The 14464-nt window shown below is 63.2% G+C and carries 15 protein-coding genes and 2 tRNA genes; 9 read left to right on the forward strand and 8 right to left on the reverse strand.

Annotated elements, in window-relative coordinates:
* Window positions 1–25: 25 nt before the first annotated feature.
* The 3 genes from moeA (at window position 26) to NCS28_RS09725 (ending at window position 2158) form a co-directional block, all read left to right on the forward strand.
* Entirely contained in the window at window positions 26–1330 is a 1305-nt protein-coding gene (gene moeA / locus NCS28_RS09715; protein ID WP_250513621.1) for a molybdopterin molybdotransferase MoeA, read from the forward strand.
* Window positions 1331–1394: 64 nt separating this feature from the next.
* A complete protein-coding gene (locus NCS28_RS09720) occupies window positions 1395–1670 on the forward strand; it encodes a hypothetical protein (protein ID WP_008342276.1) in 276 nt (91 codons plus the stop codon).
* Window positions 1671–1738: 68 nt separating this feature from the next.
* Window positions 1739–2158, forward strand: coding sequence for a GNAT family N-acetyltransferase (locus tag NCS28_RS09725; protein WP_250513677.1), 420 nt, complete (start codon window positions 1739–1741; stop codon window positions 2156–2158).
* Window position 2159: 1 nt separating this feature from the next.
* Here the strand turns inward: NCS28_RS09725 and NCS28_RS09730 are convergent, their stop codons facing one another.
* The 5 genes from NCS28_RS09730 to pncB all read right to left on the reverse strand — a co-directional run bounded on the left by NCS28_RS09730 (window position 2160) and on the right by pncB (window position 8011).
* The gene (locus tag NCS28_RS09730; protein WP_250513622.1) at window positions 2160–3608 is read right to left on the reverse strand and encodes a DNA recombination protein RmuC; all 1449 of its coding nucleotides are present in this window, start codon (window positions 3606–3608) and stop codon (window positions 2160–2162) included.
* Complete coding sequence (locus tag NCS28_RS09735) at window positions 3605–4585, reverse strand: 2-hydroxyacid dehydrogenase (RefSeq protein WP_250513623.1); 981 nt, start codon at window positions 4583–4585, stop codon at window positions 3605–3607. The genes NCS28_RS09730 and NCS28_RS09735 overlap by 4 nt, the downstream gene beginning before the upstream one ends.
* A 9-nt stretch (window positions 4586–4594) precedes the next feature.
* Window positions 4595–6007, reverse strand: a complete 1413-nt coding sequence (locus NCS28_RS09740) for a sodium:proton antiporter (RefSeq protein WP_250513624.1) — start codon at window positions 6005–6007, stop codon at window positions 4595–4597.
* 5 nt (window positions 6008–6012) lie between these two features.
* The gene (locus NCS28_RS09745) at window positions 6013–6684 is read right to left on the reverse strand and encodes a LutC/YkgG family protein (protein ID WP_250513625.1); all 672 of its coding nucleotides are present in this window, start codon (window positions 6682–6684) and stop codon (window positions 6013–6015) included.
* Window positions 6685–6820: 136 nt separating this feature from the next.
* Window positions 6821–8011 (reverse strand): nicotinate phosphoribosyltransferase, encoded by a 1191-nt coding sequence (pncB, locus tag NCS28_RS09750; RefSeq protein ID WP_250513626.1) that lies wholly within the window; start codon window positions 8009–8011, stop codon window positions 6821–6823.
* 279 nt (window positions 8012–8290) lie between these two features.
* On the opposite strand from pncB, the gene fdxA reads away from it, so the two are divergent.
* The 4 genes from fdxA (at window position 8291) to lpxO (ending at window position 10043) form a co-directional block, all read left to right on the forward strand.
* Window positions 8291–8614, forward strand: a complete 324-nt coding sequence (gene fdxA / locus NCS28_RS09755; RefSeq protein ID WP_061120523.1) for a ferredoxin FdxA — start codon at window positions 8291–8293, stop codon at window positions 8612–8614.
* Between the two features lie 118 nt (window positions 8615–8732).
* Window positions 8733–8808: transfer RNA gene (locus NCS28_RS09760), tRNA-Asn, on the forward strand.
* A gap of 78 nt (window positions 8809–8886) precedes the next feature.
* Window positions 8887–8962, forward strand: a tRNA-Asn gene (locus NCS28_RS09765).
* Between the two features lie 178 nt (window positions 8963–9140).
* Window positions 9141–10043 (forward strand): lipid A hydroxylase LpxO, encoded by a 903-nt coding sequence (gene lpxO / locus NCS28_RS09770; protein ID WP_250513627.1) that lies wholly within the window; start codon window positions 9141–9143, stop codon window positions 10041–10043.
* Window positions 10044–10047: 4 nt separating this feature from the next.
* On the opposite strand, the gene NCS28_RS09775 is transcribed toward lpxO, so the two are convergent.
* Genes NCS28_RS09775 through NCS28_RS09785 form a run of 3 tightly spaced genes read right to left on the reverse strand, consistent with a single transcriptional unit; the run spans window position 10048 to window position 12757 of the window.
* A complete protein-coding gene (locus NCS28_RS09775; protein ID WP_250513628.1) occupies window positions 10048–10629 on the reverse strand; it encodes a LutC/YkgG family protein in 582 nt (193 codons plus the stop codon).
* Window positions 10626–12017, reverse strand: a complete 1392-nt coding sequence (locus NCS28_RS09780) for a lactate utilization protein B (protein WP_250513629.1) — start codon at window positions 12015–12017, stop codon at window positions 10626–10628. The genes NCS28_RS09775 and NCS28_RS09780 overlap by 4 nt, the downstream gene beginning before the upstream one ends.
* Window positions 12014–12757 (reverse strand): (Fe-S)-binding protein, encoded by a 744-nt coding sequence (locus tag NCS28_RS09785; protein ID WP_250513630.1) that lies wholly within the window; start codon window positions 12755–12757, stop codon window positions 12014–12016. Before NCS28_RS09785 ends, NCS28_RS09780 begins: the two co-directional genes overlap by 4 nt.
* A gap of 125 nt (window positions 12758–12882) precedes the next feature.
* On the opposite strand from NCS28_RS09785, the gene NCS28_RS09790 reads away from it, so the two are divergent.
* The gene (locus NCS28_RS09790; RefSeq protein ID WP_250513631.1) at window positions 12883–13626 is read left to right on the forward strand and encodes a FadR/GntR family transcriptional regulator; all 744 of its coding nucleotides are present in this window, start codon (window positions 12883–12885) and stop codon (window positions 13624–13626) included.
* Window positions 13627–13927: 301 nt separating this feature from the next.
* Entirely contained in the window at window positions 13928–14413 is a 486-nt protein-coding gene (locus NCS28_RS09795) for a CreA family protein (protein ID WP_250513632.1), read from the forward strand.
* Window positions 14414–14464: the final 51 nt, after the last annotated feature.

Consider the following 14464-nt stretch of genomic DNA (forward strand, 5'->3'; position numbering starts at 1 on the left):
GTTCCGGCGCGATCCACGCCGATTCATGACCACGTCCAAGGAACTCTCCGCCTGCGTCGCCCAGTACGATCCGAACGCGCTTCCCGTCGAAGCAGCGCAGGAAATCGTGCGTCAATGGGCCATGCCGCGCACGCGGAACGCGCAGGTCGAACGCGTCGGCCTGCACGATGCGCTCGGCCGCGTCCTCGCCGACGACGTGGTCTCGCCCATCGACGTGCCCGCCTTCGACAACTCCGCGATGGACGGTTACGCGTTCGCCGGCGAGGTGCTCTCGCGCGGCAGCGATGTGCTCGATTTGTCCGTGGCGGGCACGGCGCTCGCCGGAAGGCCTTTCGAGAGCGCGCCGGGTGCTGACCAGTGCGTGCGCATCATGACGGGCGCGCTCATTCCTCCTGGCTGCGACACGGTTGTGCCGCAGGAGCTTGTCACGCGCGAAGGCGACGCGATCCGCTTTTCCACCGCGAAAATCCGCGCTGGCCAGAACCGGCGCCTGTCGGGCGAAGATCTCGCGAAAGGCGAACCGGCGCTGCTCGCCGGGCGTATCGTGCGCGCATCGGATCTTGGGCTGCTCGCGTCGCTCGGCATCGGCGAAGTGTCCGTTCGCAAGCGTCTCACGGCCGCCTTCTTTTCGACGGGCGACGAATTGCGCTCGGTCGGCGAAACGCTGAGTCCGGGCAGCCTCTACGACAGCAACCGCTACACGCTCTTCGCGATGCTCGAGCGCCTGGGCGTCGAAACGGTCGATCTCGGCATCGTGCGCGACGATCGTGCATCGCTCGAAAAGGCGCTCCGCCAGGCGACCGAAAGCGCGGATGTCGTCATCAGCTCGGGCGGCGTGTCGGTCGGCGATGCGGACTTCACGCGCGAGCTGATGAATTCGCTCGGCGATGTCGCCTTCTGGAAAATCGCGATGCGCCCCGGCCGGCCGCTCGCGTTCGGCCGCCTGTGGTCGGGCGAGCCCGCGGGCACGGGCAAATCAGCGCTCTTCTTCGGCCTGCCGGGCAATCCGGTCGCCGTGATGGCGACGTTCTACTTCATCGTGCGCGAGGCGCTGCTTGCAATGTCGGGTGCGACTCGCCAGCCGCTCACGGTCATCCGCGCGATCGCCGCCGAGCCGATAAAAAAACGCGCGGGCCGCACGGAGTTCCAGCGCGGCATCGCGACGCGCGGCGAAGACGGCCGCTTTCGCGCCATCACCACGGGTCCGCAAGGTTCCGGCGTGCTCAGTTCGATGAGCGAAGCCAACTGCTTCATCGTGCTGGAGCATGCGCGCGGCGACATCGACGCCGGCGACGAAGTCGAAATCGTGCCGTTCGACGGCCTGATCTGACGCACGCCGCAACGAACGTCGCCAGTACAAACATTCCTATATCGATAGACGGGGCTTTCCTTCCATGAAAAAGCAGATCTCATTCATCGCACCCGGACAGACCGCCAAGGCGCTGATCCTCGTGTACCTGACCTTCAGCGTGCCGATCGTGCTGCTCGGCGTGGTGGTCGCGTTCGTGCGATACGGCTCGGTGGAAGTGAGCACCGTCACGAGCGCGCTGCTGCTGAACGCGATTCTCGGCTTCATCCTGCTGTGGATCGCGTGCCATGCGTACAACTGGGTGGCGTCGCGTTTTGGCGGCATCGAGATCGTGCTGTCCGATGCGCCGGAGGAAGCGTGAGCGCCGCGAACGGAAATGTCACGATCCGCGCGGCCACGCCCGCCGATGTCGCCGCGATCTTCGGCCTGATGTACGAGCTCGCGGAGTTCGAAAAGCTCACGCATCTGTTCATCGCGACGAAGGAAGGCGTGCACGACGCCCTGTTCGGCGCGCGTCCCGCCGCGGAAGCGCTCGTCGCGGAGCAGGAAGGCGAAGTCGTGAGCTATGCGCTCTTCTTCCAGAACTTCTCCACCTTCCTCGGCAAACGCGGCCTCTATCTCGAAGACCTTTACGTGCGTCCGTCGATGCGCGGCAGCGGTCTCGGCACGCAGATGCTGAAGAAGCTCGCGGCGCTCGCGGTCGAGCGCCAGTGTGGGCGATTCGAGTGGTCGGTGCTCGACTGGAATCAGAACGCCATCGACTTCTACGAGAAGATGGGTGCGACGGTGCTTCCCGACTGGCGCATCGTGCGCGTGACGGGCAAGCCGCTCGAACGCCTCGCCCAATAGGTCACATGTCGTCGTCGCCTTCCGGCGACGACACATCGCCCAGAAGCCCCGCCGCCTGTTCCCCCGGCAGCGCCTCGACGTCGCGTAGGCGCTTGCCCATCTGCCGTGTGCGCGTCTGCGCCGCCTCGATCGAGCGCGTGACGGTTTCGAGCTGCGACTTCGTTCTCGCCAGCACTTCGCCGAACTTGCCGAACTCGGTCTTCACCGCGCCGAGCACCTGCCACACTTCGCTCGAACGCTTCTCGATGGCGAGCGTGCGAAATCCCATTTGCAAACTGTTGAGGAGCGCGGTCAACGTGGTCGGCCCAGCGACGGTCACTCGATAGTCGCGCTGCAGCGAATCGCTCAGGCCCGGGCGACGCAGCACTTCCGCGTAAAGCCCTTCGGTCGGCAGAAAGAGCAACGCGAAGTCCGTGGTATGCGGCGGCGCGACGTACTTCTGCGCGATCGACTTCGCTTCCGCGCGCAAGCGGCCTTCGAGCGCGCGCGACGCGTCCTCGACGCCGGCCACGTCCGCCCGTTCCTGCGCGTCGATCAGACGCTCGTAGTCCTCACGCGGAAACTTCGCGTCGATGGGTAGCCACACAGGCGTCGCGGCATCGCCCGGCGAGCCTGGCGCATCGTGTCGGCCGGGCAGCCTGATCGCGAACTCGACGCGCTCGTTGCTCTTCGGAATCGTCGCGACGTTCTTCGCGTACTGATCGGGCGTAAGCAGTTGCTCCAGCAGCGATTCGAGCTGCACTTCGCCCCAGATGCCGCGCGTCTTCACGTTGGTGAGCACCTTCTTGAGATCGCCGACACCGGCCGCGAGCGTCTGCATTTCGCCGAGCCCGCGATGCACCTGCTCCAACCGGTCCGATACGAGCTTGAACGACTCGCCGAGCCGCTGTTCGAGCGTGGCGTGCAGCTTTTCGTCGACAGTTCGACGCATCTCGTCGAGCTTGGTCGCGTTGTTGGCCTCGATGTCCTTCAGACGCGCTTCGAGCGTCGCGCGCACTTCGCCGAGCCGCCGCTCGTTCGCCTCCGACATCTGCGACAGATGCAGCGACATCGAATCGGCGAAGCGCTTTAATGCGTTGCCCTGATCCTCGCGCGCCTGCTGGCTTTGTTGCGCGAGTTGCTGGGCGAGTGCGTCGAACTGCGCGTTCTGCACGCTCGACGTGCTCGCCAGTTGCGTCGCGAGCGTCTGATGGAATTGCGTGAAGCCGCTTTGCGATTCCATGCGCGACACGCGCGCACTTTCGGCGATGTCGCCGCGCACCCCGCGTTCGAGCCGTTCCTGCGCGCGCGCATGCGCCTCGCCCATGTCGTTCACGCGATCGGTGAGCGCCTCGAATTCATCGTAAATGTGGGCGTTCGAGTTGCGCCGTATCGCGACGATGAGCGCGACGAGCGACACGATCAGCGCGATCGCCAACGCAGCGACAGCGCCATACAGCAATTCCGTCATTTCTTCAGCACGTCCGGATTGATCGGGTTGGGCGGATTTCCGGCGCGCGGTCCTTCGCCGAGCGCGGCGATGAGATTGTCCGCCGCGAGATCGGCCATCGCGCGGCGCGTGCCCTCCGTCGCGCTCGCGATGTGCGGCGTCAGCACCACGTTGTCGAGCAGCAGGAAATCCGGATTGAAGTTTGGCTCTCCCTCGAACACGTCGATGCCCGCGGCCGCAATGCGCTTGTCGCGCAATGCGACGATCAACGCCGCATCATCGACGATGCCGCCGCGCGCGATATTCGTGAGCGTCGCCGTGGGCTTCATCAGCGCGAGTTCGGCCGCACCGATCGTGTGATGGTTCTCCTTCGTGTACGGCAGCACGAGCACGACATGATCTGCCCGCCTGAGCAGGTCTTCCTTCGACGCATACTCGGCGTTCAGCTTCGCCTCGATCTCGGGCGCGACACGCGAACGGTTGTGATAGATCACGCGCATGTCGAAGCCGCTCGCCCGCCGCGCGAGCGCCTGGCCGATACGTCCCATGCCGATTACGCCGAGCGTCGATCCGTACACATCCGTGCCGAGGAACGAGTCGAACGACCACTTCTGCCACTTGCCCGCGCGCAGATAGTGCTCGGATTCGGTGACACGGCGCGCAGCCGCCATCATCAGCGCCCAGCCGAAGTCGGCGGTGGTTTCGTTCAGCACGTTCGGCGTATTGGTGCCGAGCACCTTGTGCGCGTCGAAAGCCTTCATGTCGAAGTTGTTATAGCCGACCGCCATGTTCGCGACGACTTTCAGATTCGGTGCGCCCGCCAGTTCCTTTTCGCCGACCCACTCGCCCGCGGTGAACGCGCCGTCCTTGTCCGCGATACGGCGCGCGAATTCTTCTTGCGGCAGCACGTCGCCGAGGTTCACGTCGACATCGAAATACTGTTTCAGGCGCTCGATCACATCGGGAAAGGTGGGACGCGCGACAAGTACCTTCTTCATCGATTGCTCCTAGAAAAATAGCCAGCCCAGAACGGCAAAAATCGGCAGGAGGACCGCGCCCGACCATGCGATATAGCCGAAGAAACTCGGCATGCGCACGCCGCGCGATTCGGCGATTGCCTTCACCATGAAATTCGGCGCATTGCCGATGTACGTGTTCGCACCCATGAAGACGGCGCCCGCGGAGATGGCGGCGAGCGTGGTGGCGTCGGCGGTCATGAGCGTGCGCGCGTCGCCGCCCGCGAGATTAAAGAACACGAGATAGGTCGGCGCGTTGTCGAGAAACGAGGACAGCAGGCCCGTCGCCCAGAAGTAGGCGATGTCGATCGGCTTGCCGTGCGCATCCGACACCGCGTGCACGATGCCCGCGAACGCGCCCGCCTCCCCCGCGCGCAGGATCGTGATGACGGGCGCGATCGTAATGAAGATTGCCGCGAACAGTTTCGCCACTTCCTCGATGGGCGCCCAGTCGAACGCGTTGCCCGCGCGCGCACTTTTCGGCGTGAGCGCGAGCGAGGCAAGGAGCACGGCCATGAGCAGCACGTCGCGCACGAGATTCTGCAATTTCACCTCGGTGCCGAACACGTCGAACGCGATGCCGGGCTTCCATATGCCGCTCGTCAACACGAGCGCGACGATCACCGCGAGCAGCGCAAAATTCACTTTGCCGTCGATGCCGAGCGGCGGCGTGTCGGGGGTCGGATCGAGAAATGCGGGCCGCGCGTCGTGCCGGCGCCAGTAGTAGCTGTCGAGGACATGGAACAAAACGAGCAGCACGCCGCAGACGAAGAGCATCGGCAGCGCGAGATGCATCGTCGTCCAGAAGAAGCCGACGCCGTTCAGAAATCCGAGAAAGAGCGGCGGATCTCCGAGCGGCGTGAGCGAGCCGCCCGCATTCGCGACGAGAAAAATGAAGAACACGACGACATGCACGACGTGCTTGCGATTGTCGTTCGCGCGCAAGAGCGGGCGGATCAGCAGCATGGCCGCGCCCGTCGTGCCCATGATGCTCGCGAGCGCGGTGCCGAGCGCGAGCAGCCCGGTATTGAGACGCGGCGAGCCGTGCAGATTGCCGCGCACGCAGATGCCCCCCGCGACCGTGTACAGCGCCGCCAGCAGAACGATGAACGGCACGTACTCTTCGAGCATGGCGTGAACCAGTACGCTGCCTGCCGTACCAATTCCGAAGGCGAGCGCGAACGGCGCAAGAAACGCGACGCTCCACGCAGCCGCAATCTTTCCGAAATGGTGATGCCAGAGCTTCGGCGCGACGAGCGGAAACACCGCGATGGAAAGCAGGATGCCGATGAACGGAATGCCCCACGTTGCCGGGAGCGTCGTGCCATCGGGCGCTGCCGCGACGGCGGGTGCGGCGACTAGCGCCAGGCCTGCGCACGCCGCGATGGAAACGAAACGCCGCATCGTGCTCAGGCTCCGCGCACGACGATCACATGCACGCGATACGGTCCATGCGCGCCGAGCACGATGGTCTGTTCAATATCGCCCGTGCGCGACGGCCCCGACACGAAGTTCACCGCCCGCGGCAACTCGCCCCGCTCGGCGCGCATCAGCGCGAACGCGTCTTCGTGCGCCGCGACGATGCGCGACGCCGGCACGATCGCGATATGCGTCTGAGGCAGAAGCGCGCCGGACGCGGGCGTGTCGGCGCCCGAGAGCAGCACGAGCGAGCCGGTTTCGGCCGTCGCGCAAAAACAGCCGGTGATGCCCACGAGATCGGCATCCGCCGGCTTGCGCAGCGCCGCTCGAATGCCCGCTTGCACCCAAGGCAGGCCGCCGAGCGCGGGCCACGCGACGACATCGGCGGGAACATTCAGCGATTCCAAATAGCGCGCGGCTTCGGCGGGCGCATCCGCGAGCGATTCCACTTCGGCGACGGTCGTAGAAAGACGCTCGGCTTCGAGCCTGAAGCGCGCGATCAATTCATTGCGGTTCTGAGGCAACGGAGGACGCGGACCCGCGGGATGCCGCTCGATATACTCTTGCGCCGCCTCGCGCTCGGCTTCCGAAGGCACGCCGCGACGGCCCTGCGCGCTGCGAATGCGCGCGAGAATATTGCGGCGCGCGGCCGATGTATCCATGATGCCGTCCTCGTGTTGGCGTGCCTGAGATTCGTGCGCGCCGGACTATTCGACGACGCGTTCGAATTATAACGAGCGATATTCGCGCACGAACCTCGGCCGAACGGCATAGGCCGAATGCACGGAAGCGACGCCGTCAGTCGTCGCCCACCGGCTGCGCAATGCCGAACACCTGACGCAGATAGGCGAGATACGCCTTGTCGTCGCACATGTTCTTGCCGGGCGAATCCGAGAGCTTGGCGACCGGCTGACCGTTGCAGCGGACCATCTTGATGACGATCTGCAGCGGCTGATAGCCCAGATCGTTGGTGAGATTCGTCCCGACGCCGAACGCCAGTTGGCAGCGCCCGCGGAAGCGCTCATAGAGTTGCAGCACCTTGGGAATGTCGAGCGCGTCGGAAAATACGAGCACCTTGGTGCGCGGGTCGCAGCGGTTGTCCTCGTAATGCCTGAGAAGGCGCTCGCCCCAGTCGAAGGGATCGCCGGAATCGTGACGCGCGCCGTCGAACAGCTTGCAAAAGTACATGTCGAAATCGCGCAGGAACGCCTTCATGCCGTAGACATCCGACAGCGCGATGCCGAGATCGCCGCGATATTCCTTCGCCCACATCTCGAAGCCGAAAATCTGCGAATCGCGCAGACGCGGACCCAACGCCTGACACGCCTGCAAGTATTCGTGCGCCATCGTGCCGAGGGGACGCAAGCCGTGCTTCATCGCATAGAAGCAGTTGCTCGTGCCGGCGAACTGCGCGCCGAGCTTGTCCTTCAAGGTCAGCACGACTTCCTCATGCCACTGTCCGGAGAAGCGGCGGCGCGTGCCGTAATCGGCGATCTTGCAGTCGGAATATTCGGGCGGCGTGGCGAGCAGCTTGATCTTGTCGCGCAGACGCTCACGGCCGGTTTCGTACTCGGGCTTGCGCTGCGTGTTGCGGAAATAGACCTCGTTGACGATCGCGAGCACCGGAATCTCGAAGAGGATCGTGTGCAGCCACGGCCCTTCGATCTCGATGTCGATCTCGCCATTGTTCTTCGGCGACGGCGAGATACGGATCGACTTCTCGTTCAGATGAAAGAGCGCGAGGAAATCGATGAAGTCGCTCTTGATGAAACGCATGCGCCGCAAATAATCCAGTTCCTCCTCCTTGAAGCGCAGATTGCAGAGCTGGCGTACCTCGTCGCGAATCTCGTCGATGTACGGCACGAGATCCACATTCGGCGTGCGGCAGCGGAAGCGATATTCGACATGCGCCGCGGGGAAATGATGCAGCACGACCTGCATCATCGTGAACTTGTAGAGGTCGGTATCGAGCAGCGAATTGATGATCATGGTTATAACTGGAACATCCACGCGAAATGGCCGTGCGCCCGGCGCCAGGCCGTATGCCTTTGGGGCCATGTTACCCGAATGTGCACAACGTCATGATCCATGCCCCGCCCTTTTGCGACGCGGCGCATACATACATCACGAATCGATATAAAGGGCGCCACGCGCGGCTCACGCCCGTTTTTACCGTTACGCTACAATATGCGTTTCGCCACGCGCACCTCCCGGCCGATGTAGCCGCCCAGGGCGCCGCCCCCAAGAATTCCGCATGCAGGAGCCTGAATGACTCACGTTGTGACCGAAAGCTGCATCAAGTGCAAGTACACCGATTGCGTGGACGTGTGCCCGGTGGACTGCTTCCGCGAAGGTCCCAACTTTCTCGCGATCGATCCGGACGAGTGCATCGACTGCGCCGTGTGCGTGGCCGAGTGCCCGGTGAACGCCATCTACGCCGAAGAAGATGTGCCCGGCGACCAGCAGCACTTCACCGAACTGAACGCCGAACTCGCGCGTAACTGGCCGAGCATCACGAAGACGAAGGGATCGCTTCCCGAAGCGGACGAGTTCAAGGACGTCAAGGACAAGCTTAATTTGCTCGAGCGTTGATCCGCGCGCGCCCGGGCGACTGTTTCAAACGCATTGCAAAAATTGATTATCGAGTGAAGATTGGGCGTTGACACGATAATCTGAGCCCCCTATACTTTCGCTTCTCTGCTGTAGATGTTCCCCGATAGCTCAGTCGGTAGAGCGCCGGACTGTTAATCCGTAGGTCCCTGGTTCGAGCCCAGGTCGGGGAGCCAAAACTCCAGCAAGTCGGTTTCAAAAGAACCCAGTCAATCGGCTGGGTTTTTTATCTCAGTTGCAGATGTTTCAGTTGTTCCCCGATAGCTCAGTCGGTAGAGCGCCGGACTGTTAATCCGTAGGTCCCTGGTTCGAGCCCAGGTCGGGGAGCCAAAAGCTTCATTCGAAAAGCCCAGTCGTGTGACTGGGCTTTTTGCTTTTATCCTCCCGTCTGCACGACAGCCTCTTGCCGAAAAGCAGTCGCTCCGCCATCCAAGCAAACTTTTTGTCGTCGTTTGTATAATTTCGCTAAGCAAACGGATGGCGGCAATTGCGCGCAAAGGAGCAATAAATGCGCTGGCTGGTGTTGGTGATCTTCATCGCTTGCGCGGCTTACACGCACTGGCGCGGCAAGGTCCGGCACGGGTTCTTCCGACAGCTTTCAGACCATTCGACGTTCATGTCGCCGTTGAACGGCTTCATCTATCTGTTCTCGCGCGTGCCGTCCACGCCCTACCTGCAACCGACGCTCTTTCCCGATCTTGCGCCGATCAAGACGCACTGGGAAACCATCCGCGCCGAGGCCGTTGCGCTGCACGAGGCGAGCAGGATCCAGGCGGCGGCCAAGTACAACGACATCGGCTTCAATTCGTTTTTCCGGCGCGGCTGGCGACGCTTCTATCTGAAATGGTATGACCGCCCGCACCCGTCCGCCGTGGCGACGTGTCCGCAGACGCTCGTGGTCCTGCAGAGCATCCCGTCCGTCAAGGCGGCCATGTTCGCGATGCTCCCGCCCGGCGGAACGCTGACGCTGCATCGCGATCCGTACGCGGGGTCGCTGCGCTATCACTTGGGGCTCGTCACGCCGAACGACGACGCCTGCGCGATCATCGTCGATGGCGAACGCTACTCGTGGCGCGACGGCGAGGAAGTCGTCTTCGACGAAACCTATCTGCACTGGGCCGAGAACCGGACCGACAAGGAGCGCATCATCCTGTTTTGCGATATCGAGCGGCCGATGAAATACCGCTGGGCGCAGGCGTTCAATCACGCCGTCGGCGGCTTTCTGATGCGCGCCGCCGCGTCGCCGAACGAACTCGGCGACCGTACCGGCGGGTTGAACCGCGCGTTCAAGTATCTCTATTCGATCCGGCTCGTCGGCAAGCGGCTGAAGGCGTGGAACCGGACCGTCTATTACATCGTGAAGTGGCTGCTGTTCGGCGGGATCGTCGTCGCGATTTTCTGGAAACACTGACGCTTCACGCGAGCCACACGACGGTCAGCGAGCGCACGCCCTGTGCGCCGCGAATCAGCACGCCTTCGATATCCGCCGTCGCGGACGGTCCCGTCACGAGCACCGCATAGCGCGCCGATTTGAAATCGGGCCGTCGATACACCTGCTGCAAGCCTTCGACGAGCAGCGCGGGATCGAGCAGCACGACGAGATGCTGCGAAAGATAGCCGATCGAGTTCACGACGTACTCTTGCTCGCTGAACCACACCGAGCCCGTTTCGGCTACGCCGAAGCGCCCTCTCACAACGCCCACATCGACATCCTGGAGCGACGCCGGGAGCGTATCGGGAGAAAGCGGCCGCGTGCCGTCGACGCCCGGCACCGCCGACGCGATCATCTTCGCGTCCGGAAAGCGCGACGCGATGAGCGCATTCACATCGCCCAGCCCGGCGGCGTCGACGCACGTTCCGCCCATTGCGGTGAGCGCCGCGGTGAAACGCGTCTTCAGATCGCCTTCAGGCGTCGGAAACAGCGGCATATCGGGACGCGGGCGCGATGCCGGCTGCGCCGCGCGAATCTTCGACAAAAAAGCTTCGCGAGTCGTCATTTTTCGAGCTTCCGGTTTTTCTTGTACCACTCGTGAAAAGTCTCGGCGGGCGCTTCGGGCAGATCGCGCTGACGTCCCCAGATGTTGAGCGGGTTGTAGAGCACGAAGTTGGGCAGGCGCTTCAGCGCGCCGCCGAGCGACGCGACCGTCGCCCGATAGAGCGTCGGACTCGCGAGCAGGCGCCCGGCCATCTTCAGGACTTCCTGCTTCACGAACGGCACTTCGTGTTTCTCCGCGATCACCTCGCGCCACTTGTAGATCTGCTCATGGATGTTCACCTTCACCGGGCAGACGTTGGTGCAACTGCCGTTCATTGTCGAGGCGAACGGCAGCGCGCTGTAACGCTTCAGATCGTGCGTCGGATTGATGATCGCGCCGATCGGCCCGGAATACGTTCCGCCATAAGACAGCCCGCCGCTGCGCCGATACACGGGACACGTATTCATGCATGCGCCGCAGCGGATGCATTTCAGCGAGTACCAGAAATCGTCCATCGCGAGCCGCTCGGAGCGGCCGTTGTCGACGAGGATATAGTGCATCTCCGTGCCCGGCCGCGGCTGGCGAAAGTGCGACGTGTATTGGGTGATCGGCGAGCCGAGCGCGCTGCGCGACAGCATGCGCACGAACACGCCGAGATCGGCGATCGTCGGAACGATCTTCTCGATGCCGATCGACGCGATATGCAGCGGCGGCACGTTCGCCGACAAATCCGCGTTGCCTTCGTTCGTGCACACGACGACCGTGCCCGTTTCCGCGACCGCGAAGTTGCAGCCGGTCATGCCCGCCGTCTTCTCGCGCACGAAGTACGGCCGCGTGTTCATGCGCTGGCTTTCGGCGAGATAGTGAATGTCGCTGTTCTTCGGATCGGTGCCGATGGTCTTGCCGAAGAGCTCGGCCACATCCGCGCGCAGCTTGTGCACGGCCGGCACGACCATATGGCTCGGGTCCTGATGATCGAGCTGCTGGATACGCTCGCCGAGGTCGGTTTCCATCACCGTGATGCCGCGCGGTTCGAGATAGTCGCGCATGTAGCATTCGTCGGTGAGCATCGACTTGCTCTTGACGAGCGACGTCATGCCGCGCTCGCTCATCAGCTTGTAGACGAGCTCGTTGTGCTCCCGCGCATCGGCGGCGAAATGCACGACGACGCCGTTCTTTCCGGCCTCATCGACGAACTGCGCGATGTAATCGGCGAGATTGGAAAGCGTGTGCTCCTTGATCTGCGACGCGAGATTGCGCATCGTCTCCCATTCGGGAATGCCGTGCGCCTGCGCGTCGCGCTTGCTGCGCAAGTCCCACAGACGCTTATCGTGGAAGGCGACGTGATCCGGCTTCTGCAGAAACGCCCCCGCCGCCTTCGCGTGATCGATCCGAACGGTTTTGCTCATGCGCGAACTCCGTTCAAGACCTGCGCGATATGGATGAACTTCGCATCGGCTTTCATGCGTTCCGCGCAGCCTTGCTGATGCATGAGACACGACATGTCGCCCGATACGATGTACTCCGCGCCCGCCCCGACATGATCGCGCACCTTGTCCTGTCCCATGCGCACGGACACGGCCTCTTCGGTGACCGAGAACGTGCCGCCGAAGCCGCAGCATTCATCGGGACGCGCGGGCGTGACGAACTCGATACCCTTCACGCCTTCGAGCAGCGCGCGGGGCTTCGAAAACGGCGTGCCCGCGACTTCCGAATTCGATGTCTCGCGCAGATGCCGCACCGCGCTGCAACTGTTGTGCAGCCCGACCCTGTGCGGGAACTCGGCCCACGGAAACTCGCGCACCTTCAGCACGTCGTGCAGGAATTCGACCAGCTCATACGTATTGCGACGAACCTTCTCTACCGCGCCCGTCTGCTCGATCGCGGTGAAGTGCTCGCGGACATGATGCACGCAACTCGCCGACGGCCCGACCACATAGTCGTAGTCGGCGAAATTGCGGGCGAACACGCGCTCGGCGCCGGCGGCGTCCTTGTGCGCGCCGCTATTGGCCATCGGCTGACCGCAGCACGTCTGATCCGGCGGATAGTCGACATCGACGCCGAGCCGCTCGAGCAATTCCAGCGTGGCGACGCCGACCTGCGGATAGAACGCGTCGATGAAACAGGGGACGAACAGGGCAACTTTCATGAGGGCCGGTGGTGGGGTTGGACAGTCATTTTGGTAAGCTTGGTCTGACCAAGACTTTAATGAGATGCCCCTTTCATGTCAAACTCGGGCTTCCTCCAGCTTTCATTCGGCATAAACGTCCAACGATGAGTTTTCAGCCCGTCCATGCGCATTCGTACGCCCGCGTACGTCTCTCCGATGTCGTGTCCGGTCAGATTCGGGAGCTGATCTCGAACGGCACGCTGCTGCCCGGCCAGCGCCTGCCCGCCGAGCGCGATCTGGCCGAGCAGTTGAACGTGTCGCGTCCGTCGCTGCGCGAGGCGCTGATCCGGCTCGAATCGGACGGCTTCATTCGCGCGGCCGGACGCGGCGGTTTCGTCGTGTCGGACGTGACGGCGCCGCTAGTGTCGCGTCCGCTCGCGGCGCTGCTCGAACAGCAGCCGAATGCCAGCGCCGACGTGCTCGAACTGCGCCACGGCCTCGAGACGCTGTCCACCGCGTACGCCGCCGAGCGCGCGACCGACGTCGACATCGCACGCATCGCCGCCGCGTTCGACGCGCTGCAGAGCGCCGTCGCCGAGAAAAGCACGCGCATAGCGGAAAAGGACGCCGCGTTCCATCTCGCGATCGCCGACGCGACGCACAACGTGGCGCTTACGCACGTGATGCACGGCCTCGACGAGTTGGTCCGCGAATCGATGCTGACCTCGCACCGTCTCGTCGATTACGACGACGAAGTCGAAGCGAACCTGATGACCCAGCATCGCGCAATCTTCGATGCGATCGTCGCGCGCGATCCCGTACGGGCGCGGGAGTGCGCGGGTGCGCATCTCGATTACGTGCGCACGCTCTACGCCGGCTTCGCAGCGAAGCGCAATCGTGCGGCCTGAACCGAATCGCCTTACGAATCTGTAAGCGACGAGAAAGTCCCGATAGGACAGCACCTACACAGCTTTCGGACATGCACGGCTAACGCGCGCCGGCCTTCCTCGCGATACTGAAACCGTTAACAAACAACACGCGATGGAGGACAACATGCCTTACCTGCTCGGATGGTTGCTCGGCGTCCCGGTCATTGTTCTGGTGATCCTGTACCTGATCTTTCATTGACCGCATGCGAGTGCGAGATGCATCGAAGAGCCGAGGGCGTCGATACAATACGACGCCCTTTCTCTTTTCCGAAGAACGACGATGAAACCCTCCGTCCGTGCGCTCGCCCGAAACCTGGCCTTGCTCGCCACTCTCTCCGGCGCGGGACTCGCGCACACTGAGGAAATCGCGAGCGTCAACACCAATTTCCGCTTCACCGGCTCGGACCGCGTGAGCGTCGACGCCTACGACGATCCGCTCGTCCAGGGCGTGACGTGCTACGTGTCGCGCGCACGCACGGGCGGCGTGAAGGGCACGCTCGGCATCGCGGAAGACCCGACGGAAGCATCGATCGCCTGCCGCCAGGTCGGGCCGATCAAGATCGCCCAGCCGCTCAAGCAGAAAACCGATGTGTTCTCGGCCGGCATGTCGTTCATCTTCAAGACGCTGCACGTGGTGCGCATCGTCGATACGAAGCGCAACACGCTCGTCTACCTCACATACAGCGACCGCATCACGACCGGCAGCGCGAAGAACAGCGTGACGGCGGTGCCCGTGCCGGAAGGCACGACCATACCGGTGAAGTGACGCGCAACTGTCCGGCCCGGCGCGTAGCAAAGTTGTAAACTAAGCGATTCT

The organism is Caballeronia sp. INDeC2, assembly GCF_023631325.1.
Lineage (GTDB): Bacteria > Pseudomonadota > Gammaproteobacteria > Burkholderiales > Burkholderiaceae > Caballeronia.